Origin of the sequence: Nocardia carnea NBRC 14403 (assembly GCF_000308515.1) — a bacterium.
Classification (GTDB): Bacteria; Actinomycetota; Actinomycetes; order Mycobacteriales; family Mycobacteriaceae; genus Nocardia; species Nocardia carnea.
On sequence record NZ_BAFV01000039.1, the window covers coordinates 274,935 to 301,838 of the forward strand.

Sequence of the window (26,904 nt, forward strand, 5' to 3'; positions counted from 1 at the left end):
CCCCGAACGGCCATGCACCGCGTTCACCGAGGTCGGCGCCCGATCCGGCCCACGCTCAGTGGACGATCACTTCCCAGCGCTGCATGGAGAACGGCAGATCACAGCTCATCCACGACTGTTGCGCGCCGAACGCCGGATTACCCCACCGCTCGTAGCTGCTGAACCAGTTCCACCAGGCCCAGCAGGCCACCCGGACCTGGAGCCAGACCGGACCGCCGCACTGCGAGTACGCGGCGGTACCGGCGACCGGGTTGACCGAGCAGAACGGGTCCGGCTGCGCCCCGGCCGTTCCTGCGCCGAGCAGGGAACCGGCCCCGAGCAGTATCACCACCGAGGCCGGGACGAGAGTTTTCTCGAGGACCGATATGACTACCTCCCACCGCGTGGGGCAAGCGGTCGCGCGATCCACGCTGATCCGATCAGGCCCGAAGACCACCTCCTATGTGTTTTAGGTCACACAGGAACGGACCAGGGTTACACCCCGGCAAACCGACGCGGACTCACTCCAGCAACCGCAGGGCATCCTCGTCGCGGGCCACGACCGCACGCCCGTCGGCCGTGAACACGATCGGGCGCTGGATCAACCGGGGATGTTCGGCGAGTGCGGCGATCCAGCGTTCCCGGTCCGCGGCGGTGCGACCCCAGCCGGACATACCGAGTTCCTTGGCGATGTCCTCGCCGGTCCGGGTGATCTCCCAGGGTTCGGCGCCGAGCCGGTCCAGGACAGCCCGCAGCTCCTCCGCGCTCGGCGGATCGTCGAGGTACCGGCGCACCGAGTACGCCGCGCCGGCCGCGTCCAGATGCGCGAGCGCCGCCCGGCTCTTGGTGCAGCGGGGGTTGTGCCAGATCTCGGTTTCCGGAGTACTCATACCGCGAGCCTAACCGCGACGTACCCCACGACCTGTGCATCCGCCGGGTCCTCGCCGGCCGGACGGGAGCGTCCGACGGTCACATATGCATCCATTCCGGCCATACGCGCGACCACGCGACCCGCGGCTCAGCGCATTTCCACACCGTGACGTCCTTGGTGTTGTCGAGGAAACCGAGCCGCGTATCGACGCGGCCCAGCGGCTCCAGTACGGCGAACTGTGCCCGCAGCCGCTCGGGATCGCCGCCCACGCAGACCATGGTGGTCGCGGTTTCCGGCGGCGCGCCGAAGTAGCCGAATCCGCGGGCGGGGCTGTGGACGGGCGGCAGCCGGTCGGCCGCCAGCTGGTCGAGCGCACCCGCCTGCCAATAGCTGCCGGTGATCACGGCGGACTGCTCACGTTCGCGAGGTGGTAGTGATTCATAGGCCGCGACCACACGGGCGGCCAGCTCCGGCCAGCCGAACTCGCCGTAGAGACCGATCTGCATCGCGGCCGCGGCCTCGCTCTCCGGCGCCGGAATATCCGCGGCCGGCCGCCACGGCGTGGAGTCCAGGACCACCAGCACGGAGACGGCGGTCAGCACTGCCCCGGACCCGAGGAGCAGGCGCCGGCGCAGCGGCGACGACGCCCGGCGAACCAGCTCCGTGGCCGCCACCGCGCCCGCCGCGAACATCGCGGCATACATTCCGGCCACGTAGTACATCCGGCCGCCGGTGACCATGAAGATCACGACGAGCAGGACCGTGGTGATGCCCAGGAAGCGGTACGGCCGCAGCCCCGGGTGCCGCAGCAGGGACCAGACTCCGTAGCACAGCAGCACCGCGCCCAGCGCCCCCGCGACCAGCACCGCCAAGGGAACGAACCCCACCATGCCGCCCGTGTACTGCTGTTCCTCGCGCACCGCGGCGGTCAGGGCGAGCTGCGGCCAGCCGTGCTCGGCCTGCCACACCAGTGCCGGCACGGAAACGAGCACAGTAATCACCCCGCCCACCCAGAGCAGCGGCCGGCGGAGCAGCTCGCGGGGCCCCACAGCGAGGACTCCGACGGCCAGCGCCAGCCAGAAGAACGGAATGAGCCATTTGACCTGCATATCTATGGACGTCACGGCGGCAGCGGCCAGCAGCAGAGCGTCACGCCTGGTCCGTACCCAGCGCACGACCAGCCAGGTGATCAGCACCCACAGAGCCGTGTCGAGGGCATTGGTGGACAGATTCTTCGCCTGCAGCAGCAGAAACGGCGAGGTGGCGTAGGCGACGGCGGTGAGGACCTGGGCGCCGCGTCCGCCACCGAATTCGCGGGCAATCTGCGCGCTCACCACAACGGCGACGACGGCGAGCACGATCGCCGGTAACCGCAGCGCCACCAGAGAACCCGGCGCGAGTCCGTCCATCAGCCAGGCGAGGACGGGCAGCACCGGTCCCTGATCGGCATAACCGAAGGACAATCGCCGACCGGCCGCCAGGAAGTACAGTTCGTCACCGAAATAGCCGTAGCGGGTTGCCGAGAACAACAGAACGAGCGCCGATACGGCGCCCACACCGAGCACCGGCGCCGTGGCGAATGCGGGCAGGGCCGCGGTCTCGCGACGGGGCGGGCCTGCCATGCGGGTGGTGGTCACGAAATCTCCTGATGGTGGGCGCCTGTCCCTCGGAACATATCCGTGCCACCAGGTCCCTGCCGTCCACCTCCGGAACGACCCGGGGTCGGGTATCGGGGGTCGCGATATCCACCCACAGGACTATCGCCCGGGGTACCGGACCGGCCTGGGCCGCAAACGAATCAGGACCGCGCCCCAGCGGAGCGCGGCCCTGACAGCAGTGCCTTTACAGGTACTGGCCGGTGTTGGATTCGGTATCGATCGCCCGGCTGGCGCTGGCGTTCTTGCCGGTGACCAGCGTGCGGATGTAAACGATCCGTTCGCCCTTCTTACCCGAGATACGGGCCCAGTCATCGGGATTCGTGGTGTTGGGCAGGTCCTCGTTCTCGGAGAACTCGTCCACGATCGAATCGTAGAGATGCTGAATCCGCAGACCCGGATTGCCGGTGTCCAGAACCGATTTGATGGCGTACTTCTTGGACCGGTCCACGATGTTCTGGATCATGGCGCCGGAGTTGAAGTCCTTGAAGTACAGGACCTCCTTGTCACCGTTGGCGTAGGTGACCTCCAGGAAGCGGTTGTCCTCGCTCTCGGCGTACATCCGGTCCACCACCCGCTCGATCATCGCGCGGATGCAGGCCACCTTGTCGCCGTTGAACTCGGCCAGATCGTCGGCGTGCAGCGGCAGGAACTCGGTGAGGTACTTCGAGAAGATGTCCTGCGCGGATTCGGCATCCGGGCGCTCGATCTTGATCTTCACGTCCAGGCGGCCGGGCCGCAGGATCGCGGGGTCGATCATATCCTCGCGGTTGGAGGCGCCGATGACGATGACGTTCTCCAGCCCTTCCACACCGTCGATCTCACTGAGCAACTGGGGCACCACGGTGGTCTCCACATCGGAGGAGACACCGGACCCGCGAGTCCGGAAGATCGAGTCCATCTCGTCGAAGAACACGATCACCGGCGTGCCCTCGGAGGCCTTCTCCCGGGCCCGCTGGAAGATGATCCGGATATGGCGCTCGGTTTCACCGACGAACTTGTTCAGCAGTTCGGGGCCCTTGATGTTCAGGAAGTAGGACTTCGCTTCCTTGGCATCCTCGCCCCGCGCCTCGGCGATCTTCTTGGCCAGTGAATTGGCCACCGCCTTGGCGATCAGCGTTTTACCGCAGCCGGGCGGGCCGTAGAGCAGGACGCCCTTGGGCGGCCGCAATGCGTACTCGCGGAACAGGTCCTTGTGCAGGAACGGCAGCTCCACGGCATCGCGGATCTGCTCGATCTGCCGGCCCAGGCCGCCAATATCGTGGTAGCCGACATCGGGCACCTCTTCGAGGACCAGATCCTCGACCTCGGCCTTGGGGATGCGCTCGAACGCGAACCCGGCCTTGGTATCGACCAGCAGGGAATCCCCCGGCCGCAGCTTGCGGATCGGGGAATCCGGATCGTCCAGATCGTCGGCCTCGGCGAGTTTGGACAGCGGACCGGACAGCCACACCACCCGCTCCTCATCGGCATGCCCGACGACCAGGGCACGGCGGCCCCCGTCGAGGACTTCGCGCAGGCTGCCGATCTCACCGATGGAATCGAACGTGCCCGCCTCCACCACCGTCAGCGCCTCGTTCAGGCGGACGGTCTGGCCGTAGGCGAGAGTGGACGTATCGATGTTCGGCGAGCACGTCAGGCGCATCTTGCGGCCGGAGGTGAATACGTCGACGGTCTGATCCTCGTAGACACCGATCAGAATCCCGTAACCGCTGGGCGGCTGACCGAGCCGGTCGACCTCCTCACGCAACGCGACGAGTTGCTGCCGCGCTTCCTTCAGGGTATCCATCAGTTTGGTGTTGCGAATGGTCAGCGAATCGATACGGGCTTCCAATTCCCGTGAGCGATCCGGTGAGTCGGCGAGTTGCCTCCGGAGTGCAGCCGCTTCGGCGCGTACTGCCTCGAGTTCTCTCCAGGCCGCCGAATCCGAATTCTCGATGGGGCTCATGTGCTGCTCCTCCCAGTCCCGGTCTATCAACGCTACCGGGCGCGACCCGTTTGCGCTGTCCGACATGATTTCGTGGTGATCACATCTGGCCCGCGACCATCATGCTGGTCAGACCATGTTAGCCTGCCCTAACCCTCGACCGGTGGGGTTCCCCACCGACTAGCCGAAAGGTTGCCAGCTATGCACCTTCCCGCACGGACACCGAGGCTGTTCCGCATCGCGGCGGCGACAGCCGCGGCCGTTGCACTGGCGCTGGGATCGACTGCCTGTGGATCCGATGACGACACCGGCACCACTGCAACCTCCAGCGTCGCGGTCACCACCAGCGCGTCGGCGCATGATCACGGCGACGACCCCGAGCACGGCGATTCCGCGGACGCACCCACCGCGCAGAGCCTACAGTCCATCCTCGAACAGATCACAAATCCGGACGTCACCGTGGACGAGAAGGTGAACCTCATCGTCGACGGCGAGAACAGGCGCGGCCTGCTCGAGCAGCTCAACGCCGCCCTGCAGAACTACCGCGGGCTCAGCTACACCGTCACCGATATCACCGTCGAGGGCGATACGGCCACCGGCCAGACCACCATCACCAGCCCGCGGGGCGGTAGCGCGCCGCCGGCGCCGGTCACCTGGGAGGAAGACGACGGCGCCTGGAAGTTGTCCGACGACGGGGCCTGCCTGCTGCTCGGCTTCGCACAGATTCCCTGCGCTCCGGCGTAACCCTTGCAACGAGGCGGGTCGCGGTGGAACTCCACCGCGACCCGCTCGTTTTCACACCGCCTTGGTGCCGCTCAGCCCTTGGACGGGCGCCGTTGCGGCTTGGGGGTGACCACACCTTCCGCCAGCCGCCGAGCGCTCACCAGAAAGGCCGTATGGCCCTGCATCCGGTGTTCGGGCCGCACCGCCAGACCCACCACGTGCCAGCCGCGCACCATCGACTCCCACGACCGCGGTTCGGTCCAGCACTGCTGTTCGCGCAGCGCCTCCACGATCTTCGACAGCTGCGTCACGGTCGCGACGTAGATCATCAGTACCCCGCCGGGGACCAGGGCCTGTGACACGGCCGGTAGGGCGTCCCACGGGGCCAGCATGTCCAGGATCACGCGGTCCACCGGCTCCCCCGAGTAGTCGGCCACATCGGCGACGGTCAGCTCCCAGTTCGCGGGCCGCTCCCCGAAGAACCGTTCCACGTTCCGGACGGCGTGCTCGGCATGATCGTCCCGGATCTCGTAGGACTCCACAGCACCCTCGGGACCCACCGCGCGCAGCAACGAGCAGGTCAGCGCACCGGAACCGGCACCCGCCTCGAGCACCCGGGCGCCCGGGAAGATATCGCCCTCGTGCACGATCTGGGCGGCGTCCTTCGGGTAGATCACCGCCGCCCCGCGCGGCATGGACATCACATAATCGGTCAGCAGCGGGCGCAGCGCCAGGTACGGGGTGCCGTTGGTGGAGTGCGCGAGCGTGCCCTCCTCGGCGCCGATCAGTTCGTCGTGGTCGATGGCGCCGCGGTGGGTGTGGAACTGCTTCCCCGGCTCCAGCAGCACCGTGTACAGCCTGCCCTTGGCATCGGTCAGCTGCACCCGGTCGCCGACGACGAATGGCCCGGTCCGTCTGGCCGTCATGAATCTCCGTTCCCGCGATGTCCGCGTATTCGCGCGCGGCACCGTGTCGGTGCCGACGGATAGCCTGCCAGGTATGTCAGCGCCTCCGAGCACACCCCCGGCGAGTCCCGATCCCGAGGCACCGCCCCGGCCCGCCCGGCCCGCGCTGTCGCCCTCGCGCGCAGCCGATTTCAAACAATGCCCGCTCAAGTATCGTCTGCGGGCGATAGACCGGATCCCCGAACCGGCCACCCGGCAGGCGGTTCGCGGAACCGTGGTGCATGCGGTACTGGAGGATCTGTACGCCCTACCGGCCGCCGAACGCGAACCCGAGCGGGCAGCGGCGCTCGCCGGTCCCGCGTGGGAGCGTGTGGTCGCGGCGGAACCGGAGGCGGCGCAGGTGGTCGACGGCGACGACGAGCTCGAGACACTCCTCGGCGAGGTCCGCACGTTGGTGCGCGGCTACTACCGCCTGGAGGATCCGCGTCGCTTCGAACCGCAATCCTGTGAGACCCGGCTCGAGGTCGAGCTCGCCGACGGCGCCCCGTTACGCGGCTTCGTGGACCGGATCGATGTGGCACCTACCGGAGAGCTGCGGGTGGTGGATTACAAGACCGGCCGGGTGCCGGGTCCGAATCAGGAGACCCGGGCCCTGTTCCAGCTCAAGTTCTACGGCCTGATGCTGCTCCGTCTGCGCGGCGTGGTCCCGGCGCAGTTGCGCCTGGTGTATCTCGCCGGCGCGCAGCTACTCACCTATACGCCGGAGGAAGCCGAACTCCTCCGCTTCGAACGCACCCTCATGGCCCTGTGGGAAGCAGTGTCCACGGCCGCCGAAACCGGAGATTTTCCGCCGAATCCGGGTTGGCTGTGTGATTACTGCGCCTACAAAAAACTCTGCCCCGCGTTCGACGGAACCCCGCCGCCGTATCCCGGCCGGCCCGCCGAGGGCGAATCCGCCGCCGAGACCTTCGCCGAATCGGTATCGGACTGAGTCCTTTCGGTGCCGCTGCCCCCGGTCCGGCAGCCGATGCCGGGCCGGGGACGGCGCCGAAAACTCAGAAGGCGCGGCAGGAACGGATATCGGTGGCGAGGATGGCGCGGGCGCCGATATCGGCCAGCCGGTCCATCAGTTCGTTGCCCTGTTTGCGGGGTACCAGGGCACGCACCGCCACCCAGCCCTCGTCGGCCAAGGGCGCCACGGTGGGCGATTCCAAGCCGGGGGTGATCTGCGCGGCGCGTTCGAGCAGCCCCTTCGGGCAGTCGTAGTCCAGCATCAGATACTGCTGGGCGAACACCACACCCTTGACCCGGGCAATCAACTGGTTACGCGCCCGGTCGTCCCGGTCGGCTTCGGCCTGTTCGATGAGCACCGCTTCGGAATCACACAGCGACTCCCCGAATGCCACCAGGTTGTGCTGGCGCAGGGTCCGCCCGGAACCCACCACATCGGCGATGGCATCGGCGACACCGAGCTGGATCGAGATCTCGACCGCACCGTCGAGCCGGATCACTTCCGCCTCGATTCCGTGCCGGGCCAGATCGGCCAGCACCAGATTCGGGTAGGAGGTAGCGATCCGCTTGTCCTGCAGATCCTGCACCGTCCAGTCGCGTCCCTGCGGGGCGGCATAGCGGAAGGTGGAGCCGCCGAATCCCAGCGAGAGACGTTCGGATACCGGCGCACCGGAGTCCAGGGCGAGATCGCGGCCGGTGATGCCGAGATCCAGTTCCCCGGATCCGACGTAGATGGCGATGTCCTTGGGCCGCAGGAAGAAGAATTCCACCTGGTTGGCGGGGTCGAGGACGGTGAGGTCACGCGAATCGGTGCGTTTGCGGTAACCGGCCTCGGTGAGGATGGCGACGGCCGATTCGGAGAGCGCACCCTTGTTGGGTACTGCGACGCGCAGCATGATGGCAGGTCCTTTCGGTTTCGGGGAACGGTCGGGGCGTCTACAGATGTCGGTAGACGTCCTCCAGCCGCAGCCCGCGGCCCACCATCAGGACCTGCACCCAGTACAGGAGCTGCGATATCTCCTCGGCGAGCGCCTCGTCGCCCTCGTGTTCGGCGGCCAGCCACACCTCACCGGCCTCCTCCAGCACCTTCTTGCCCTGGGTATGGACGCCCGCGTCCAGTGCGGCGACGGTACCCGACCCGGCGGGACGGGTGGCTGCGCGATCCTGGAGCTCGGCGAACAGGGCCTCGAAAGTCTTCACGGCAGGTCATTGTTTCAGACCACCCCCGCACGCTTGTCCCCGACTGCACACCGCTGTGCCGTAGCCCTCATCCGGCCGCCTCCGGAGCTCTCCGTACCCCGCCCCGGACTGCCACCGCCGGGCCGGACCCACGTCATCGGTACTGTGAGGATCCGAGGAGGTGGTCACCGACTGTGGACGAGAACATAGCGCAGGCCCGGCAAGAGCGCCGGCACCTGATCGTGACCGCTGCGTCCGGATTGTTCGCCGCGTGCGGCTACCGAGCGGCGAGTATGGACGAGATCGCCTGCCGGGCGGGGGTCAGCAAACCGGTCCTGTACAACTCCTTCACCAGCAAGTTGGAGCTCTACCTGGCGGTTCTGCACGAGGCGCTGCGGGTGCTGGGGGAAACGCTCGCGACGGCGCTCGCGCCTGCTCAGGGCATGCGATCGATCGTATCGGCGACGGTGGCCGCGATATTCGATTTCGCCGACACCCATCCACGCAGCGCCGCCCTGCTGGCCGGTGCCGCGGTGGTCGACGAGCCGTCGGCGCAGCGGGTGGCCCACCAGGCCACGACGATCTGCACCGATACCCTCCTGCAGGCCCTGGCACCCTATCCGCCGGCGCAGGCCGAACGGGGCTGGCTGATCACGGCGGAAGTGGTCGCGATCGCTCAGTCCTGTGCGCGGCACTGGGTTCTCACCGGAAAGCCGCTCCCCCGGCACGAGGCCGTCGCCACGACCGCGGGCCTGTGCTGGACCGGCCTGTCCGGTATCCAGCAGGCGCCGAAAAACCCGGAGCCCACCGAGACGAGTCGGCCGGCGTCCGACGCGCGGATGTAGCGGCTGGGTGCCCGGACGGCAGGAGCCGTCCGGGCCTGGGCCGGCGCGGTCTACTGCTCGGCGAGCAACTCCTCCAGTTCGGCGACCGCGGTGCGGAGGTGGTCGGCGAAGGCGTGCATCTCGCCGGCCACCGCGGCCGGGGTGGCCAGGTAGAGGTTCCACCGGTCCGGGAGCAGGACGTAGGCGATACCGATGCACTTCGGGCTGGTGGACCCGAAGCCGAAGTACCGGATGTTCACCGACGGTGCCGAACTGGTGCTGAGGTAGTCGTCGCGCATGATCGTCCAGCCGGGGCTGGTATACAGCGGGATGGGATCGGTGACGCCGAGTTCGGTGCCGCGGCGCCGCTGGATCCATTCGAGTTCCCACAGATGCTGTTCCGGCGCTTCACCGGACTGGCACTGTTTGGCCCGGGCCACATGCGCGCCGGCGGCGGCGCGGGCGGCGGCGAGTTTCGCGGCGGTATCGGCGGCGGGATCCTGCATGGTGTCGACGAAGGCGATCATCTCCGGGGTGATCACCCGCATCGCCTCGGTCCGGCCGTTGCGGTACTGCCGGGTCGCGATGGATTCGTAGGTGGCGCCGGTGAGACCTTTGCTGCGGCGGTGGGCCAGCTGATAGCTCAGCTGCGCGAAGGCGTCGGGCGAGATGCCGAGCTGTTTGGCACGGGCCGTGCCGAAATCGTTGAAGGACACCGTGGTGGTGGCGTTATCGGCGGCGTACCGGGCGAAGGCCGCACCGGCGGCGGTCACCGCGGCGCGCTGCTCATCGGTGAGCCGGAATTCGATCTGTTCGACCGGCGGCAGCCCCTGGTCCCGTGCCCCGGATCGTTCCGTATGCCCGGTCACCGGTGTTTCCAGCAGCGCGTCGACGAAGGACAGCACGGTCGTCCCGTCCAGCCCGCAGTGCTCGATATTGATCCCGGTCTGGCCGTCGGCGAACACGATGAACGACACCGATTTGTCGAACCAGCGGTTGGCGCTGTCACCGTGCAAGAGGGTGTCACTGGCGTGCAGTTCGTCGCGGGGCGCGAAATCCTCGAGGCAGACGCAGAACAGCGCCGTTTCGACGGTATCCAGCGCGGCGGCGTTGTGTGGATCGGTGAGCAGTTCGGCGCGGGCGTGCGCCCAGTCGGCCCGGGCCGCGGTGGTCAGATGTCCCACCGACGTCCCGGCGGGCGCAGGTTCGGTCGCGGATTTGAGGATGGCGCACAGACCGCCGAGCAGATCCTCGTAGGCGTACGGGTCGCCGTCGGCGCCGAGCACATCCAGCCGGAACATATTGCCGCGGTGCAGTACCAGGATGTGGCGGGCGTCGGACGGACCCGGCCACTCCTCGGTGTAGGGCACGCGCACGGTGTCCTGTTCGGCGCCGGGGATCCGGGTTTCGGAGAACAGGTACTTGTTCTGCCACATCGACAACCGCTGCCCGCGCTGGGTGACCGGCGGGATTTCTTCCCGGTCCAGGGCCAGTTTGTAGTCGACGGCCGCCGCGACCAGCGCCGCGGCACGGTCCGCCTGCCCCGCCGCGGTGGAGGCGGCCAGCGCGGTATCGTCGCGGAACAGGAAGAAGAAGTTGGCGTTCAGCGCGATCCGGTCGCGCCGCCCCAGGTAGCGCGACGGCCAGAACCGGTCCAGCCAACTGCCGACGCCGGGGGTTTCGTCGTATTCACGCAGGGCCGCGTGCAGGGTCCGGCCGGCGCCGTCGGGCCGCAGCAGATCGGCCACGGCGTTCTCGGTGGCCGCCAGTTCCTCGGCGGTCAGCAGGGGCGTACACCACTGCACGAAGCGGGCGCAGCTGTCCTCCAGGGTGGGCAGCGGGACCCTGGGCAGTTGGTCTTCGGCGGCAAAGGTGCGTTCGGTCAAGTCGTCTCTCCGGTTCGGGTCGGTGCTGCTCGACGGTCGGGCTGGTCCCGGTGTCGCACGGTTTCGTCGTATTACGAAACCGGCCGGGACACATAGAGATTGGCATACAGCCGGCCTTCGGACTCCAGGCCGGTGGGGTCGATGCCGTTGGTGCTGAGGGTGTCCAGTACCTGCTCGCGTTCGGTGTCGGAGGCGAATCTGCGCTGGGCGAACTCGCCCGGCATCCGCCGGGTGCGATATCCGAGGGCGTCCAGTTCCGCCTCGACCGGACCGAAACCGTACATGCGCAGGACGAAGTGTGCCATCCAGGGGCGGCGGTCCGGGTCGGCGGTCGCTATCCGGACGAGTGTCTTCTCCGTGACATAGCCGATACAGCCGGTGGATATCACCAGTTCGGCCGTGGCGAGGATCGCGCGTTGCTCGTCGGTGGGGTCGGCGGACTCCAGGTCGGCGTGCACGACGCTGTCCAGCAGCCCGGCCGCCCGGGCGTAGTCCAGGGCCGGCGCGGAGGCGTCCATTCCGAGGAACCGGACGCCGGGCAGGGCGGTGGCGTCGCGGACACGGTCACGATCGCGGGCGATGAGATCACCGGTCCCGAGCACCGATTCGGTATAGGAGCCGGCCAGCTCGGCGAGGCTCATATCCAGGCGGAGCAGGGCGGCGTTCACACCGTAGGAACATCCGATGTCCAGCACCGTGGGGGCAGACCCGGCCACCGCCTGATACTCCGCGATCTGCTCACGCAGATACGGTTTGGCCAGTTCCGGTATCCGATAACCCAGTTCGGACATGCGTGCGTAGTAGTCGCGGGGGTCGGGCCTCGAGTAGATATCGTCGAAGGATGCTTTCCCGGTGGTGTGCAACGGCACTGGCACGTTGTGTTCCTCTCGGTAGGGCGGTACCCACTCGATCGGGTCCCTGATCAATCCAGCAGCCGGTCGCCACGGACGGCGTCGGCCGCAGCGTGATGGTCCGGCAGCACCCGCCCGAAGAGCTGGCGGGTACGTTCCACGGTGCCGATGACACCGGGGCGGTCACTGTAGGCGAAGATCGCCGTATGCCGAGGGGTCGCGCCCTGCACCGGCGACACCCGGTGCAGTGAGAATCTTCCCTGGAAAAGCTGCAGGTCACCGGGGCGCAGTTCCAGCCGCCGGATGAGTCCGCCGCCGCTGCCGGTGAGCACGGCGTGCACATCGCCGAGGTTCTCGGTATGCGGGGAGCGGATATTCGGGCAGTACTCGAACACACCCCCCGATTCCGGTGCCGCCGTGAGCATGCTGACGGTGAACTCGTTGGTGTCGAAATGCCATGGATGCGAATTGCCGGGGGCCACCACGTTCAGTACGAGGCCGGCCAGCGGGTCGGCGAATTCATGCAGGTGTGGCCGGCCGAAGCAGGCGGCGAGAAACCGCTGGAATTCGGTGCCGGTGTACAGCTGGTGGATCAGCGCGCCGGCCGGGATCCGGTCGCGTGGAACGAAGGCATTACCGCGTTCGAAGATGATCCGGCCCGGATGGTCCGCGGGCAGTTCGGTATCGAGCGGAATGTTGTAGGCGTTCACCCGTTCGGTCCGGTAGTAGGCGTGCGGAGCCATCTGCTCCCCTTGTTGCGCCAGCAGAGCGTGCAGCTCCGGCCGGATGAACTCGCGCAGTACGGTGCAACCGTCCTCCGCGAGATCGGCCCGCGCGGCCCCGACTGCGGCATGCCAGCCGGGCGTATCGGGCTCCGCGAGCGGGTAGCGGGAAGTATCGACGATCTCGTCCAAGGTCACCGTGGCGGCCATAGCGATATTGTTGCCGCCGGAAGGCCGACACGCCCGGCGAATCCGCGAGATGCCTGGTGAGACAGGTCACGGACCATCCGGTTTTGTTGATCCGCAACACCATTCGCAGCGCAACGTTGTCATTCCGCACCGTTTATTGGCGCACTCGGTTGGACAGTGCACTTCCGATGCCTGCCCTTCTCCGGGGCGGCCGATTGTCACCGAGAGGAAAGCACGGCCAGGCGTCAGCAGGTCTGAGATTCGGCGTGGCGGAGACGGGTCCGCAAGCACAGCTCCAGATCGTCACGGGTCAACCCGATGAGGGTGTCACGATGCATCCGGGCCGGATCGAGCGGTATCGGGATCTCGCAGGGCACCACCAGCACTCCGCAACCCGCCGCCGTGGCGGCCGCCACCCCGGTGGCCGAATCCTCGACGGCCACACAGTCGCGGGCGTCCAGCCCGAGCAGCTGCGCCGCGCGGAGGTAGACGGCCGGGTCGGGTTTGCCGTGTGGCACCTCGTCCCCGCAGACCGAGATATCGAACCGGTGCCGGCCCAGTGTTTCCAGGGCCAGTTCGGTGAGCGACCGTTTGGTGTTGGTCACCAGCGCACAGGGCAGGCCGGCGTCCCGCACCATGTCCAGCGCTTCCGCCGCGCCCGGCCGCCACGGGATCGGACCGGTCATGAGTTCGGTGACCCGCTCCTCCAAGAACCGGCCCGCCGCCTCGACGGCCTCGGGGTGTGGGTCGACCCCCAGTTCGGTGAATATGATCCGCAGCGCATTCGCCCCCGAAGCCCCGATCAGCGCGTGCCGGATCTCCTGTGTCATCTCCCGGCCGAGCTCGCGCGCCAGCTCACGGACGCCGATATCCCACAGCTTCTCCGATTCGAGCAGTGTGCCGTCCATATCCCACAGGACACCGGCCGGCTGGGCCATAACGTTCGGACCTTTCGTCATGGTGTATCGGGTCGGCACCGAGCCGCGGGGCACGATCGGTCACCTGGGCCGACCGTAGCCCGGCGGGGCGAGCGGCAGCAAACCCGGGCGGTCAGGGTTACAAGACCTGCGAGTCGGTGATGACCAGCTGTCCGCCGTTGGGCGCCACCCGGAACGACCGGCTCTCCGACTGCACCGAACCGTCGCGCATCGTGTAGGTGACGGTGGCGACCGCGCTGCCGTCACCGGATCGGCTGACCGAACCGATACTCACCGCGCTGATGGTCGACCAGAAACCCTGGTAGTCGGCGTAACCACCGGCGACGGCCTGATATTCGGGCGCGAGCTGCGCCCATGCGGCGGCGGTGTTGCCGGGCAGCAGCCCGTAATAGCCGCGGACGAACTGTTCCACGCGGGCGGCCGAGGGCGGGCCGGTTTCCGTGGTGGCCGTCGTGGTCGTCGAAGCAGCGGTGGTGGAGGGATCACTGGGTTCCGCCTGCGGTTCCCCGGTCTGCTCCGGCGCGTCCACCTGGCTGCTCTCGGGTCCGGCGGCGGTGTTGTCGTCCCCGCCGGTGACGTCGGCGAGAACCAAACCCACCACGACCACCAGGAGCAGTGCCGCGGCGCCCGCCAGCACGGCCGTACGGGATCGCGTGCCGGAACCACGTTCGGCGGCAGGGCCGGTGGGTACGGGTGGGGCGGGCGAGGGCGTCGATCCCGCAGCCGGTGGCGCCCCGGCATCCCGGAACGCCGGCGCTGCGACGGGCGGGCGGTTGCCGGCGGGCCCCGGCTCCGGATCGGGCCGGTCGAGTGTGGCCGTGGCGGCGAGCGTGGGCGGGAGGACCTTGGTCGTGGCGGACGGCGCGGTGGCAACCGGTTCCGGTGCCCGGCCGGCGGCCACTTCCTCGAGCATGACCCGCGCCTCGTCCATGGTGGGCCGGTTGGCGACCTCGGTCGCCAGCAACCGCATCACCACCGGGCCCAGCGCGCCCGCTCCTTCGGGCGGTTCGACCTGCCCGCCGGCGACCGCGTGCAGCACGGCCAAGGGGTTGTCACCGTCGCCGAATGGCGGGCGTCCGGTGATCGCGTGGTAGAGCGTGGATCCCAGCGCGAAAACGTCCGAGGACGGTATCGGCTGTTCACCACGGGCGACCTCGGGGGCGAGGTAGGCCGGGGTCCCCGCCAGGAATCCGGTGGCGGTGACGGTGACATCGCCGGTGGCGCGGGAGATTCCGAAATCGGTGATCTTCACCGTACCGTCGTCGCCCACCAGCAGGTTCGCCGGTTTCACATCCCGGTGCACGATTCCGGCGTCGTGCGCGGCGGCGAGCGCGGCCGCGGCCTGCGCCCCGAGTTCGGCGACCTTCAGCGGCGCGAGTGTGCCGTCGAGGTTGAGCCGGTTGGCCAGGCTGGGCGCGTTCATGTATTCCATGACCAGCCACGGCTGCCCGTCCTCGTCGGCGACGTCGAATACCGAAATGGCGTTGGGGTGGTGCAGGCGCGCGGCGATCCGGCCTTCGCGCAGTGCGCGTTTACGCGCCTCCGCGGTCTGCTGGTCGGTCAGGTTCGGGCCGAGCAGCACCTGTTTGACCGCGACGGTGCGCTGCAGCCGGATATCGAGCGCCCGCCACACCACTCCCATGGCACCGGTGCCGATGGGATCGGTGAGCCGATAACGTCCGGCTATCAGCCGATCCTTGCTCATCTGAAGTCGTGGCCCCTTCTGCTTGCCGCCGAGTCGTCCAGCACTCCGCGCGTCACAGGCGGTTGCCTACGGTTCCGCGTCGACCCGGCGCGTGCAACGCACCCGAACGGCTTTGTCCGGATTTCTGGTTCCGCGGGAACCTCGGCGGAAATTCCCGGAAATCGTACGCTCCGGCACCCCGAACCCCTGCGGGCAGTACGGGATTTCGGACCTGATCACGCGCCGGTCACCTGCGGTTTCCGTGGGTGACCCCGGCAATCGGCGCAGTAGTGACAGATAAAAGTGACCACAATCACACCAGCTGGGTGTTTAGTCCGGCTCAGGCATTGAAGTATTTCGCCTCCGGATGCAACAGGACGAACGCATCGGTGGATTGTTCGGGATGCAGCTGCAGCTCCTCCGACAACGTGACGCCGAGCCGCCCGGCGTCGAGCAGGTCCACCAGTTTGGCGCGGTCCTCCAGCTCCGGGCAGGCACCGTAACCGAACGAGTAGCGGGCGCCGCGGTACCCCAGGTTGAAGTACTCGGTCACATCCGCCGGATCGGATTCGGCGATGGCGTGCCCGTCGAGGGTGAGTTCCTCGCGGATCCGGCGATGCCAGTATTCGGCGAGCGCCTCGGTGAGCTGGACACCGATTCCGTGCACCTCCAGGTAGTCCCGGTAGTTGTCGGCGGCGAACAGTTCGTTCGCGAAATCGGCGATCGGCTGCCCCATGGTGACGAGCTGGAACGGCAGCACATCGACCTGTCCGGTCGCGCGGGCGTGCTCGCGGGAGCGGATGAAATCGGCCACGCACAGGAACCGGTCGCGCTGCTGACGCGGGAAGGTGAAGCGGTACCGTTGCGGCGCATCGGGTTCCGGTTCGGTGAGCACGACCACGTCGTCGCCCTCGGAAACAGCCGGGAAGTACCCGTACACCACCGCCGCATGCTGCAGAACATTTTCGGTGCTGAGCCGGTCCAGCCAGGCCCGTAGCCGCGGCCGGCCGTCGGATTCCACGAGTTCCTCGTAGCTGGGTCCTTCACCGCCACGTTGCCCCCGCAGCCCCCACTGGCCGAGGAACAGGGCCCGCTCGTCCAGCAGACCCGAATATTCCTGGACCGGCAGGCCTTTCACCACGCGAGTGCCCCAGAACGGCGGCACCGGCACGGGGACATCGGCGGCCACATCGGACCGTTCCGGCACCACGATCGGGGTTTCTTCGGCCCGCCGCTGTTCGGCGATCCGGCGCGAACGTTCGTGGCGGGCTTTCCGTTCGGCGGCCTTACGCCGCCGCTCCGCCGCTTCCGGGCTGTCCGGGTCGGGTCCGGCCCCGCGTTTGACGGCCATGATCTCGTCCATCAGCCGCAGTCCTTCGAAGGCGTCGCGTGCGTAGTGCACATCGCCCTCGTAGACATCGGTGAGATCGTTCTCCACATAGGAGCGGGTGAGCGCGGCGCCACCGAGCAGTACCGGGAACTGTTCGGCCACTCCCCTGGTGTTGAGTTCCTGCAGGTTCTCTTTCATCACCACGGTGGATTTCACCAGCAGGCCCGACATACCGATCACATCGGCCTTCTTGTCCACCGCGGCGTCGAGAATGCTGGCGATGGGCTGTTTGATCCCGAGGTTCACCACCTCGTAGCCGTTGTTGGACAGGATGATGTCGACCAGGTTCTTGCCGATATCGTGCACATCGCCCTTGACCGTGGCCAGCACCACGCGACCCTTACCGCTGTCGTCGGTGGCCTCCATATGCGGCTCCAGATGCGCCACGGCCGCTTTCATCACCTCGGCCGACTGCAGCACGAACGGCAGCTGCATCTGTCCCGAGCCGAACAGTTCGCCGACGGTTTTCATCCCCGACAGCAGGGTTTCGTTGATGATCTTCAGCGGCGGCACCTCGCGCATCGCCTCGTCGAGGTCGGCGTCCATCCCGGCACGTTCACCGTCGACGATGCGCCGTTCGAGACGTTCGAACAGCGGCAGCGCGGCCAGTTCGTCGGCGCGCGAGGCCCGCGAATCGGCCGTCGACACACCTTCGAACAGTTGCATGAGCGTCTGCAGCGGGTCGTAACCGTCGCGGCGCCGGTCGTAGACCAGGTCGAGGGCGGTTTCGCGCTGTTCGTCGGGGATCCGGCTCATGGGCAGGATCTTGGAGGCGTGCACGATGGCGCTGTCCAGGCCGGCCTGCACGCATTCGTGCATGAACACCGAGTTCAGCACCTGGCGCGCGGCGGGGTTCAGGCCGAAGGAGATATTCGACAGGCCCAGCGTGGTCTGCACGCCGGGGTGGCGGCGTTTGAGTTCGCGGATGGCCTCGATGGTTTCCAGGCCGTCGCGCCGCGATTCCTCCTGGCCGGTACCGAGGGTGAAGGTCAGAGTGTCGATGATGATATCGCCCACGTGCAGGCCCCAGTTGCCGGTGATATCGGCGATCAGCCGTTCGGCGATGGCGACCTTGTGCTCGGCGGTCCGCGCCTGACCTTCCTCGTCGATGGTCAGCGCCACCACCGCGGCGCCGTGTTCAGCGACCAGGCTCATGATCTGATGGAACCGGGAGTCCGGCCCGTCGCCGTCCTCGTAGTTCACCGAGTTCACCGCGCAGCGGCCGCCGAGGCGCTCGAGCCCGGCCTGCAGTACGGGCGGTTCGGTGGAGTCGAGCATGATCGGCAGCGTGGAGGCGGTGGCCAGCCGGGAGGCCAGTTCCGACATATCGGCGCTACCGTCGCGGCCGACGTAGTCGATGCACAGGTCGAGCAGATGGGCGCCGTCGCGGGTCTGGTCCTTGGCGATATCGAGGCATTTGCCCCAGTCCTGGACCAGCATGGCCTCCCGGAACGCTTTCGAACCGTTGGCGTTGGTGCGCTCGCCGATCATCAGCACGCTGGCGTCCTGTTCGAACGGCACCGCGGTGTACATGCTGGAAATGCTCGGTTCCGGCTGCGGGGTGCGGCGCTGCCCGATCGGCGGCAGCGTGGTTTCCACCTCACGGACGGCTTCGGCGACCTGCCGGATGTGCTCCGGGGTGGTGCCGCAGCAGCCGCCGACCAGGGCCAGGCCGTAGTCGGCGACGAAACCGCGCAACGCCGCGGCCAGCTCCTCGGGGGTCAGCGGGTACTCGGCGCCGTTGGCCCCGAGCACCGGCAGGCCGGCATTGGGCATCACGGAGACGGGAATCCGGGCGTGCTGCGACAGGTAGCGCAGATGCTCACTCATCTCGTCCGGGCCGGTCGCGCAGTTGAGCCCGATCAGGTCGATACCCAGCGGCTCCAGCGCGGTGAGCGCCGCCCCGATCTCACTGCCGACCAGCATGGTGCCGGTGGTTTCGACGGTGACGTGGGTGATGATGGGGATGCGGCGTCCGGCCTGTGTCATGGCCCGGCGGGTACCGTTGATCGCCGCCTTGACCTGCAGCAGGTCCTGGCAGGTCTCGATGAGTACCGCGTCGGCGCCACCGTCGAGCATGCCGAGCGCGGCCTCGGTGTAGGCGTCGCGCAGGCTCGCGTAGGGAGCGTGCCCCAGGGTCGGCAGTTTGGTGCCCGGGCCCATCGAGCCGAGGACGTAACGGGGCGTCCCGTCGGCGCCGGGACCCATCTCGTCGGCGACCTCACGGGCCAGCCGGGTGCCCTTCTCGGACAGATCCCGGATCCGGTCGGCGATATCGTAGTCGGCGAGGTTGGGTAGGTTGCAGCCGAAAGTATTGGTTTCCACGGCGTCGGCACCGGCCTCGAAATAGGCGCGGTGGATATCGCGCAGCACCTCGGGGCGGGTGTCGTTGAGGATTTCGTTACATCCCTCGAGGCCGCGGAAATCGTCGAGTGTGAGATCCACGGCCTGCAACATCGTGCCCATCGCCCCGTCACCGATCACGACACGGCGGCTGAGCGTGTCGAGCAAGGTGGTATCGAACTCGGCGGGGCGGGAGGCAGACATGGATTCCAGAGTAGTGGGCGCCCCCGCAGCGGTGTTCGCCTAGTTCACACCTGTGGGGGCGGCCACAGCTGGGACGCACGCGGCCGGGCCACCCACCACCCCACCGGGGCAGGGTTCGTACGCGACCGGAGCCCCCGCGTACCGGGGGTGACGAGCACCTCCCGTCACCCCCGTGCAGGCCCGGCGACCGGCCGCGACAGGCGCGGGGGGACCGATACTGCGCGCCGGTCACGACCCGCACCGTAGGCTGACTGGGGTGAGCTCGAGTGAATCTCCGGTGGATCGGGAACTGCCCGCGTTGCGTGACCCGGTGCTCGTTGCCGCCTTCGAAGGCTGGAACGACGCTGGTGACGCGGCCAGCGGCGCCGTCGAGCACCTGGAGTTGATCTGGGATGCGCGGCCGCTGGCCGAACTCGATTCCGAGGACTACTACGACTATCAGGTGAACCGGCCGATGGTCCGGCAGGTGGAGGGTGTCACCCGCGAGATCGTCTGGCCGGCGACGGTGTTATCGGTGTGCTCCCCGCCCGGTAGCGAACGCGATGTGGTCCTGCTGCGCGGTATCGAACCCAATATGCGGTGGCGCCGGTTCTGCTCGGATCTCCTGGAGCTCATCGATCAGCTCGGTGTGGAGACGGTGGTCATCCTGGGGGCGCTGCTGGCAGATACCCCGCATACCCGGCCCGTGCCGGTGACGGGTTCGGCCTACAGCAAAGAGGCGGCCGAACGGTTCGGCCTGGAACAGACCCGCTACGAGGGGCCGACCGGGATCACCGGCGTGCTGCAGGACCAGTGCGTGAAGGCCGGGATTCCGGCGGTGTCGTTCTGGGCGGCGGTTCCGCATTACGTCTCCCAGCCGCCGAACCCGAAGGCCACGATCGCGCTGCTGCACCGGGTGGAGGATGTCCTCGATATCGAAGTGCCGATGCGGGAGCTGCCGCAACAGGCCGAGGAGTGGGAGTCGACGGTGAACGAGATGACCGTCGCCGACGAGGAGATCGCCGAGTACGTGCATTCGCTCGAGGAACGCGGCGACGCAGCGATCGACGTGAACGAGGTCATGGCCAAGATCGACGGCGATGCCATCGCGGCCGAATTCGAGAAGTATCTGCGCCGGCGGGGACCCGGCGGCTTCGGACGCTGAGGGGGAACGCCGAGCCGCCGGGCCCCCGGTTCAGCTCGCCACCGACCAGATGCGGGCGGCGGCGTCGTTGGCCAGTTTCGCGATCAGCAGTTCGCGTGGAATGGTCTGGCCGGTGAGGTGATCGAGCGAAGGCACCACCACGTGGTGTGCATCCGCCCGTTGGAGTTCCCGGGTCAGTTCGGCGAATGCCGTTCCGTCACCCGCATGTGATTCGTGGAATGTCGCGGCGAAGCATAATCCGTGGGCATCGGCCAGCTCGCGTAGCGCGGCCTCCATATCGTCGCCGTCGCCCGCGGCCAGATCATCGCGTAAATACCCATATACCAACGCTTCCACCCGAACCTCCTGAATCCTTCCCCGCACGAGACGGGGAACCATTTCCTGCTCCGGGATCTCCACCCGCGTTCGCGGGGGTGTTGCTTGAACCGGCACGCAGCCGGTCCGATTCGAGCATGACCGACAGGGAACGCATGCAGAAGAGGTCATGCGGGGGACATCTTCATGCCCTATGGGGTCCACGAAAAGTTTGCTGGTGCAATACTGGCGGCGTGACTGCTGCTGAAGATCGTCCGCTGTGGGCCATCCGGATGCGCTCGGAACGCGATGCGCGTGGGTGGTCACAGGCCGAGGCGGTACGCGCGCTTCGCGCCAAATCGTCCCAGAACCTACCCACCGACAGCACTCTGCTACGTAATTGGCGGCGTTGGGAATCGGGCGAATCCCGCCCCGACGATTTCTACGCTCCCCTCATCGCCGCCGCCTTCGATACCGTCGCCGCGGCGTTCTTCCCCAAGGCCCGCCCGAGCCGCGACGACGAATTGCTCACCGCCACCGGTATGGACACGCTCGAATTCATGGGCCGGCTACGGATGTCCGATGTTTCGACCGCCACCCTCGATGCCGTCCGGATCACCGCCGAACGACTCTGCCGCGACTACGCCTCCACCGATGCCCACCAACTGCACCGTGAAGCATCGGGGTGGCTGCGGCGGATCGCGGCCCTGCTCGACAGCCGGCTGACCCTGGCCCAGCACAAAGAAGTGCTGGAACTCGCGGGCTGGGTCGCGCTGCTCCTGGGCTGTCTCGAATACGATCTCGGCCGCCGCGGCGGCGCCGAGGCCACCCGCCGGGCCGCCCGATCCCTCGGCCTGGAATCCGGGAACACCGAAATCATCGGATGGAGTTCGGAACTGGCGGCCTGGTTCGCGCTGACCCAGGGCAACAACCGCGGGGTCATCCAGGCCGTCGATTCGGTACCGCCGGAATGCGCCGACAGCGGCGTCGGCGTCCAGCTCGCCGCCCAGCGTGCCAAAGCCTGGGCCCGCCTCGGCGACCGCAGCGCGGTGGACGCGGCACTGGCGCAGGGCCGGATGCTGCTGGACCGGCTCGGCCACCCCGAGGACCTGGAGAACCATTTCGTCGTCGACCCGCAGAAGTTCGATTTCTATGCCATGGACTGCTGCCGGGTGGTCGGCGACGATGCGCGGGCCGAACGTTTCGCCCGAGCCGTCCTGGCCGACTCCACCACCCTGGACGGCACGGTCCGCAACCCGATGCGGGTCGCCGAAGCCCACCTCACCCTGGCGATGGTCGCCGCCCGCGGGCGCGATCTCGAACTGGCGGTCTCGGAGGGGCTGCAGGCCTTCGAATCCAAACGCCGGTCACTGCCCTCACTGTTGTGTATCGGCGGCGAGGTCGGACGGGAACTGATGGCCCATTTCCCCGACGATCCACGGACTCAGGAGTACCTGGACGAACTCCGCGCGGTATCCGGTACCTGAACGTACGCCCGGCGCGGATTCACACCTCAGCGGTGGGCGGCGTCGGGCACCCGGGGCGGACAGGCCGTCCCGGGGATGGTGACCAGCTCGAAATGCCACCATTCGTTGTCGAACGTGCGGCACAGCCCCCACCGGTTGCCGTTTGCCTCCAGCCACGCGGCACCGTCGCGCGGTGCGATATCGACAGCCCGGCCGGTGACATGCGTGGACTCCTCCGGCGGCAGCACCCAGCGGCGCGCCTCCTCCGGCGTGCCGTAGGTACGCAGCCCGTCCTCCCACATCGCCTGCTGTTCGGCCGGGCTGCGATAACCGGAATTGATCCACATCGGCACACCCGCGGCATGCGCTTCCCGCTCGGCCATGGTGTACGCGAGCGCCAGCAACGGGTCGAGCCCCTCGGTCCCCGCCGCCGCGGTCTCCGTCAGCGGCGGGACCGGGAACGGGTAGGCGGCGGCCTCGGCGCCACCGAAGGCGAGGGCACCGGCAGCTACCGCCGATACCGCCACCGCAACGGCGCGACCGGTTGATACTCGCAGGCGGAGGGGCATGCGGATAATCTTATCGACCGCATTGCCACCGCCCAGCCGCGTTATCTATGAGCTGCACAGATGTGACCCTGCCGGAGGGCCCCACAGGTACTCCGATGCCGCCGCCCAGGCTCGATGACGCGTGAGTCGCGTCGCATCCCGTGTTGTCACCGGCAGCTTTCGGACGTCGGTGACATCCGACCGCGCCTGCTCCGTGTCGTGGTAAAGGTTGTCGGTGGCGGTCGTTGCGATCCCGGCCGTCGCATCGGCTACGCGTGTTGGATAGATCGACAAGGAGGGGGCCTGCCGTGAAAGATCCGGTTCTTGCCCACGGTGTTCGGCTACGGGATGCAAACGGAGAGGGCGACCAGCAGCGACCCGGATCGGACGATACCGACTTCGCGGCCCTGTTCGGCCTCGAACAACCGGACCACATCGATATCGAGAAGCTCTGGCATTGTCCGCGTGATCGCCGATCCGCCGGAATTCCGATCGGTGTCACCGAGACCGGAACACCGGTCGAGCTGGTCATCCGTGCGGTCGAGAGAAGCAGGACGGGATGGTACGGACAAGGGCTGGTGGTCGGGGACGAAGATTCGGGCAGAGCCGAACTCCTCAGGGCCATCGTCCTCGGAATGGCACTACGGCAATCGCCAGAAGAAGTCAGTTTCGTCCTCGTCGATGTCTACGGCCGTGGAACCTTCGACGGATTGGAGAAGCTGCCACATCTGTCCGCGCTTGTTTCCGGAGTCGCGCGTGACCGGTGCCTGCTGGATCGTCTCTTCGCAGCTCTGTCGGGGGAGTCCGATCGCCGCTTGAACATGCTGCCACTGTTGGGCCACTCCAGCGATATGGAAGACTGGGCGCGGGCGCGAGCCGCGGGGGCAGATCTGGACCCGGTGCCCGCGCTGGTGGTTGTCATCGACGACTTCGCCGGCATAGCCCCGGAACGACGGGAGACCCGCCAGTTCTGCGCAACTTTCGCCCGTCTCGGGAAGGTGATCAGGACTCATCTGCTGCTGGGTGTACCGGCGCAGACGGCAAGGACGGCCTCCCAGTCCGCGACCGGCTACCACATCGTGCTGGACAACAACCCCGCCTACCGATCACATACGGCATCCGCTACCGAAAACGCCCACACGCAACCGAGGCACCGCCCCCACGGATACCTCCACGCGGGCGCCGATCCGATTCGGTTCGAAGCAACCCGCCTTTCCCGGCTGATTCCGACGAGAACTGCATCCGGGGCGGTGGTGCAGCGCCCGCTGCTCGATGTACTCGTCTCCCAGATGCATTGGCACGGACCACCGGTATTCGAGGTCTTGTTGCCACCGTTGGATACCCCGCCGACACTTCGATGAGCTCGTGGCGTATCCGATCGCGACAGCGGGGCCTCACCCGGTCGCGACGTTGAATATCCCGATCGGGATTGTCGACCGGCCATTCGATCAGCGCCGAGACCCGCTGTATGTCGACTTGTCCGGCACTCGGGGCAATCTCGCGGTCGTCGGTGCACCGGGGCCGGGAAAGTCGACCGTGCTGCGGACGCTGATCATGGCGTTATCCCTTGTGACGGCCGCCGGCCAGGATCCGTTCAGCGACGTGTGCCTGGTGATCGACGGCTTCGAGATCGCATGGGCAAGACCCGAGCTGTGGCCGCCCTCGCCGAACTGGCGGAATATGGCCCCTCGTACGGGGTGCACCTCGTCATCACGGTCGGGAAGTGGTCACCGATACCGTTGGCTCTCGAGGCGGGATTCGGTGGCCACGTCGAACTGTTCCCGGCCGACCCGTCGGACTCCCCGGCCGGTGAGGAACTTGCTGCCAGAGTTCCACACCTGCCGGGCTTCAGCATCACGGCGGACGGCCACCAGTTGCTCACTGCCCTACCGCCCGCATCGACGGAGATTCCGATCCGCGATCATTGGAACACGGTGTAGCGGGAGCAGTCTCCATGGTGCGGCAGGGCACTCCCGGCCGACCCGCGCGCCGCATTTACTCGTGATCGGCAACAGCTGGGAGCTCATCCGGTCCTCCGGGCTGCCACATCGGTGAAGCCACAGTTACCGCACCGAGTTACCGACCAGCCGATACGCCTCTCGGTTGGTAGGTGCATCGAGTTCCAGCGTCATCGGTCGGGCCACCACAGGGCGATGGTGAGACCGAGTAGACCGAGCACGAGCTGCGCCAGTGCCACGTCAGCCATTCACCTGCTGCTCGTGTTCGTCTGGGTCACCGGCCCAGCGGTGGCCGCGCGGGTAGAAGCGCAGCGGGGTGATGAGCGCGGCATTCTCGGTGACCAGATGGCGGATCCCATCGACGTGCTCGAAGCCCGGCACGACTACGGCGGACGCGCCGTGCTCCCCCGCATGCCGGGCCAGGGCCAGCGCGGCGATGTGTGGCCCTGTGTCCGTGAATACGGTGAATACGAGGCGGTAGCCGTGCCGTTCCGCCAGTGTGTGCAGGTCGGCCGCGGGAGTCGGGACGTCACGCCGGACCAGCGCAACCGCCTTCGGACGCTTATCGAGGGTCACGTGCATCCTCCGGGTCCGCGCACCAGCGACGCACGGCCGCTGCGATGCATTCCAATCGCTCGACCGGCGGCAGCACCGCTACGGGCCCGTCGGGGATCCCGGAAGATCCGCTGACCCGCTTCGGTAGCTGTACCGGGACCGTCCCGAGTGTCCGACCATGACCCTGAAACCCGTTGACAGACATGAGTTGACCCCTGCTCCTGGAATAGTGTTGGCAAGCACCCGGCGCAGGGCCCAGCACGGCATCAGCGACCAAACTGTGAATGCTGGACCGCCAGTTCGCGGCGCTCCTGGCGTTGAACTGGTGTCTCCCAGCGGTTCTGGGAGGTGGTCTGCGCCGGGTGCGCCCTCAGTAGACAAGCGCTACAGGTCCTATTGGAAGCTTCCGACGCGTCAATTCCTAAGAAAATTTGCAACATTCCAGATTTCGCCCCCCGCACATTCCAGTACGAGTCACACTGCGTTCCAGTGCGGGATGTGGAGGCCCGTGCAAAGGGGAGAGAGACCATGGACAGGGAGACCGACAGCACCTTCGCGCGACGGATGTTGGGGAGGCAGCTACGACATCTGCGCGAGACGTCAGGTGTCAGTGTGCAAACGGCCCGGCAGGCAATTGGGGTCGGGCATCAGACTCTATGGCGTCTGGAGACCGGACAGTCCACCCGGATCTCGGCACTGCAGGTGCGGGAACTGTGCCGCATCTACAAGGCACCACAGGAGGTTACGGACGTTCTCCTGGATCTTCTGAGCGGATTGTCGTACAAGTCTTGGTGGCATGCCTACCGCGAGGCCGTACCGAAGGACTTCGACCTGTATCTGGGTTTGGAGGTGGCGGCCAGTCGTTTTTTGACCTACGCACCGACGCTGCTTCCTGGGCTTGTCCAGACACAGCCGTACCGGCGCGCAATGATCTGGATATCGAATCCGGGGATGCGCACAGTAGAAGTAGAGCAGCACATCGAGATCGCGAGCCGTCGGCAGTCGCGGTTACACGACGACCCCAGCCTGGAAGTGGAAATCCTTGTCAGTGAGGCTGCGTTGCGACACCGCATCGGAGGCCGCGCAGTGATGGCCGAACAGCTCGACTACCTCGCCGAGCTGAGCGAACTATCCCAGGTTTCGATCAGGGCCGTCCCCTTCACCGCCACTCATGTCGGCCTGGATGCGGGGCTGTTCGTCCTGCTGGAGTTCCCGCCGCATCGGACAACATGGCTGTCAGAACCGCCGATTGTGTACGTTCAGGGCTACACCAGCGACCAGTACCTCGAGCGGCCAGAGGAAATCGACAGATACCAGATGGCAGCCGACGGCATCAGGCGCGTCGCGCTCGACGAAGACCGAACCCGAGACCTGGTGAAGAAGATAGCGAAGGAGCACCATGAACAGCGCTGACCTACCCGGAGCCCGGTGGTTCAAGAGCAGCCGAAGTTCCGGCACCAAGGAATGCGTCGAGGCCGCGCACCTGGAAAAAGGTTTCGTCGGCGTGCGTGACTCCAAGAATCCATCCGGTCCGGCCCTGGTCTTCAGCGCCGATGAATGGGATGCGTTTGTGGCGTTCGCGAAGGATGGCGGAACTTCCACGAGGCGGAGATGATCCGGAGGGTGACTGGGGCCGGATTCGAGGGCCTCACATTGCT

General features: G+C 67.2%; 25 protein-coding genes and 1 pseudogene. 10 read left to right on the plus strand and 16 right to left on the minus strand.

What is annotated here, in order from left to right; all coding sequences use genetic code 11:
* Nucleotides 1–55: 55 nt before the first annotated feature.
* From ON22_RS14120 to arc, 4 genes are all read right to left on the minus strand, one after another.
* Complete coding sequence (locus ON22_RS14120; RefSeq protein WP_231507988.1) at nucleotides 56–436, minus strand: hypothetical protein; 381 nt, start codon at nucleotides 434–436, stop codon at nucleotides 56–58.
* A gap of 64 nt (nucleotides 437–500) precedes the next feature.
* On the minus strand, nucleotides 501–869 hold the full coding sequence (locus ON22_RS14125; protein ID WP_033241753.1) for an arsenate reductase family protein: 369 nt from the start codon (nucleotides 867–869) through the stop codon (nucleotides 501–503).
* A gap of 79 nt (nucleotides 870–948) precedes the next feature.
* Nucleotides 949–2,487 (minus strand): ArnT family glycosyltransferase, encoded by a 1,539-nt coding sequence (locus tag ON22_RS14130; RefSeq protein WP_231507974.1) that lies wholly within the window; start codon nucleotides 2,485–2,487, stop codon nucleotides 949–951.
* A gap of 205 nt (nucleotides 2,488–2,692) precedes the next feature.
* Nucleotides 2,693–4,453, minus strand: coding sequence for a proteasome ATPase (arc, locus tag ON22_RS14135; RefSeq protein ID WP_033241752.1), 1,761 nt, complete (start codon nucleotides 4,451–4,453; stop codon nucleotides 2,693–2,695).
* A 180-nt stretch (nucleotides 4,454–4,633) separates the two neighbouring features.
* Between arc and ON22_RS14140 the strand changes: the two genes are divergently transcribed.
* On the plus strand, nucleotides 4,634–5,176 hold the full coding sequence (locus ON22_RS14140; protein WP_033241751.1) for a nuclear transport factor 2 family protein: 543 nt from the start codon (nucleotides 4,634–4,636) through the stop codon (nucleotides 5,174–5,176).
* 71 nt (nucleotides 5,177–5,247) lie between these two features.
* Here ON22_RS14140 and ON22_RS14145 read toward each other — a convergent pair whose 3' ends face one another.
* The gene (locus tag ON22_RS14145; protein WP_033241750.1) at nucleotides 5,248–6,081 is read right to left on the minus strand and encodes a tRNA (adenine-N1)-methyltransferase; all 834 of its coding nucleotides are present in this window, start codon (nucleotides 6,079–6,081) and stop codon (nucleotides 5,248–5,250) included.
* Nucleotides 6,082–6,154: 73 nt separating this feature from the next.
* Between ON22_RS14145 and ON22_RS14150 the strand changes: the two genes are divergently transcribed.
* The gene (locus ON22_RS14150; RefSeq protein ID WP_081595580.1) at nucleotides 6,155–7,051 is read left to right on the plus strand and encodes a RecB family exonuclease; all 897 of its coding nucleotides are present in this window, start codon (nucleotides 6,155–6,157) and stop codon (nucleotides 7,049–7,051) included.
* Nucleotides 7,052–7,115: 64 nt separating this feature from the next.
* On the opposite strand, the gene hisG is transcribed toward ON22_RS14150, so the two are convergent.
* Both hisG and ON22_RS14160 read right to left on the minus strand, forming a co-directional pair.
* Entirely contained in the window at nucleotides 7,116–7,967 is an 852-nt protein-coding gene (hisG, locus tag ON22_RS14155) for an ATP phosphoribosyltransferase (protein WP_033241749.1), read from the minus strand.
* A gap of 40 nt (nucleotides 7,968–8,007) precedes the next feature.
* Nucleotides 8,008–8,271, minus strand: a complete 264-nt coding sequence (locus ON22_RS14160) for a phosphoribosyl-ATP diphosphatase (protein ID WP_030521337.1) — start codon at nucleotides 8,269–8,271, stop codon at nucleotides 8,008–8,010.
* Between the two features lie 173 nt (nucleotides 8,272–8,444).
* Between ON22_RS14160 and ON22_RS14165 the strand changes: the two genes are divergently transcribed.
* Nucleotides 8,445–9,095, plus strand: coding sequence for a TetR/AcrR family transcriptional regulator (locus tag ON22_RS14165; protein WP_051157608.1), 651 nt, complete (start codon nucleotides 8,445–8,447; stop codon nucleotides 9,093–9,095).
* A gap of 50 nt (nucleotides 9,096–9,145) precedes the next feature.
* On the opposite strand, the gene ON22_RS14170 is transcribed toward ON22_RS14165, so the two are convergent.
* The 6 genes from ON22_RS14170 to metH form a co-directional block, all read right to left on the minus strand.
* On the minus strand, nucleotides 9,146–10,960 hold the full coding sequence (locus ON22_RS14170) for a choline/carnitine O-acyltransferase (RefSeq protein WP_033241748.1): 1,815 nt from the start codon (nucleotides 10,958–10,960) through the stop codon (nucleotides 9,146–9,148).
* Between the two features lie 71 nt (nucleotides 10,961–11,031).
* A complete protein-coding gene (locus ON22_RS14175; protein ID WP_051157636.1) occupies nucleotides 11,032–11,835 on the minus strand; it encodes a class I SAM-dependent methyltransferase in 804 nt (267 codons plus the stop codon).
* A gap of 47 nt (nucleotides 11,836–11,882) precedes the next feature.
* Nucleotides 11,883–12,743 (minus strand): HalD/BesD family halogenase, encoded by an 861-nt coding sequence (locus ON22_RS14180; protein WP_033241746.1) that lies wholly within the window; start codon nucleotides 12,741–12,743, stop codon nucleotides 11,883–11,885.
* Between the two features lie 224 nt (nucleotides 12,744–12,967).
* Nucleotides 12,968–13,660, minus strand: coding sequence for an HAD family hydrolase (locus ON22_RS14185; protein ID WP_033241745.1), 693 nt, complete (start codon nucleotides 13,658–13,660; stop codon nucleotides 12,968–12,970).
* Nucleotides 13,661–13,778: 118 nt separating this feature from the next.
* Nucleotides 13,779–15,365 (minus strand): serine/threonine-protein kinase, encoded by a 1,587-nt coding sequence (locus tag ON22_RS14190; protein ID WP_033241744.1) that lies wholly within the window; start codon nucleotides 15,363–15,365, stop codon nucleotides 13,779–13,781.
* 319 nt (nucleotides 15,366–15,684) lie between these two features.
* A complete protein-coding gene (gene metH, locus ON22_RS14195; RefSeq protein ID WP_033241743.1) occupies nucleotides 15,685–19,281 on the minus strand; it encodes a methionine synthase in 3,597 nt (1,198 codons plus the stop codon).
* A 256-nt stretch (nucleotides 19,282–19,537) separates the two neighbouring features.
* On the opposite strand from metH, the gene ON22_RS14200 reads away from it, so the two are divergent.
* On the plus strand, nucleotides 19,538–20,425 hold the full coding sequence (locus ON22_RS14200; protein ID WP_033241742.1) for a PAC2 family protein: 888 nt from the start codon (nucleotides 19,538–19,540) through the stop codon (nucleotides 20,423–20,425).
* Between the two features lie 30 nt (nucleotides 20,426–20,455).
* On the opposite strand, the gene ON22_RS14205 is transcribed toward ON22_RS14200, so the two are convergent.
* Nucleotides 20,456–20,761 (minus strand): hypothetical protein, encoded by a 306-nt coding sequence (locus ON22_RS14205; protein ID WP_033242355.1) that lies wholly within the window; start codon nucleotides 20,759–20,761, stop codon nucleotides 20,456–20,458.
* A gap of 212 nt (nucleotides 20,762–20,973) precedes the next feature.
* Between ON22_RS14205 and ON22_RS14210 the strand changes: the two genes are divergently transcribed.
* Nucleotides 20,974–22,206: an XRE family transcriptional regulator gene (locus tag ON22_RS14210; protein WP_306306595.1), complete on the plus strand. Its 1,233-nt coding sequence runs from the start codon at nucleotides 20,974–20,976 to the stop codon at nucleotides 22,204–22,206.
* A gap of 26 nt (nucleotides 22,207–22,232) precedes the next feature.
* Here ON22_RS14210 and ON22_RS14215 read toward each other — a convergent pair whose 3' ends face one another.
* Complete coding sequence (locus ON22_RS14215; RefSeq protein WP_051157609.1) at nucleotides 22,233–22,754, minus strand: M15 family metallopeptidase; 522 nt, start codon at nucleotides 22,752–22,754, stop codon at nucleotides 22,233–22,235.
* 419 nt (nucleotides 22,755–23,173) lie between these two features.
* On the opposite strand from ON22_RS14215, the gene ON22_RS14220 reads away from it, so the two are divergent.
* The 3 genes and pseudogenes from ON22_RS14220 (at nucleotide 23,174) to ON22_RS36700 (ending at nucleotide 24,673) form a co-directional block, all read left to right on the plus strand.
* Nucleotides 23,174–24,094, plus strand: coding sequence for an FtsK/SpoIIIE domain-containing protein (locus ON22_RS14220; protein WP_255218535.1), 921 nt, complete (start codon nucleotides 23,174–23,176; stop codon nucleotides 24,092–24,094).
* A pseudogene (locus ON22_RS38535) lies at nucleotides 24,006–24,296 on the plus strand (FtsK/SpoIIIE domain-containing protein); the annotation flags it as partial. The gene ON22_RS14220 and the pseudogene ON22_RS38535, both read left to right, overlap by 89 nt.
* Before the next feature lie 71 nt (nucleotides 24,297–24,367).
* Nucleotides 24,368–24,673, plus strand: coding sequence for an FtsK/SpoIIIE domain-containing protein (locus ON22_RS36700; RefSeq protein WP_033241738.1), 306 nt, complete (start codon nucleotides 24,368–24,370; stop codon nucleotides 24,671–24,673).
* A 258-nt stretch (nucleotides 24,674–24,931) separates the two neighbouring features.
* Here the strand turns inward: ON22_RS36700 and ON22_RS14230 are convergent, their stop codons facing one another.
* On the minus strand, nucleotides 24,932–25,267 hold the full coding sequence (locus ON22_RS14230; protein WP_231507973.1) for a hypothetical protein: 336 nt from the start codon (nucleotides 25,265–25,267) through the stop codon (nucleotides 24,932–24,934).
* A 507-nt stretch (nucleotides 25,268–25,774) separates the two neighbouring features.
* Here ON22_RS14230 and ON22_RS14235 point away from each other — a divergent pair.
* A complete protein-coding gene (locus tag ON22_RS14235; RefSeq protein WP_033242354.1) occupies nucleotides 25,775–26,659 on the plus strand; it encodes a helix-turn-helix domain-containing protein in 885 nt (294 codons plus the stop codon).
* Nucleotides 26,646–26,861 carry a DUF397 domain-containing protein gene (locus ON22_RS35690; RefSeq protein ID WP_081595565.1) on the plus strand — a complete coding sequence of 72 codons (216 nt, stop codon included), beginning with the start codon at nucleotides 26,646–26,648 and terminating at the stop codon, nucleotides 26,859–26,861. Before ON22_RS14235 ends, ON22_RS35690 begins: the two co-directional genes overlap by 14 nt.
* The last annotated feature ends 43 nt before the right edge of the window (nucleotides 26,862–26,904 follow it).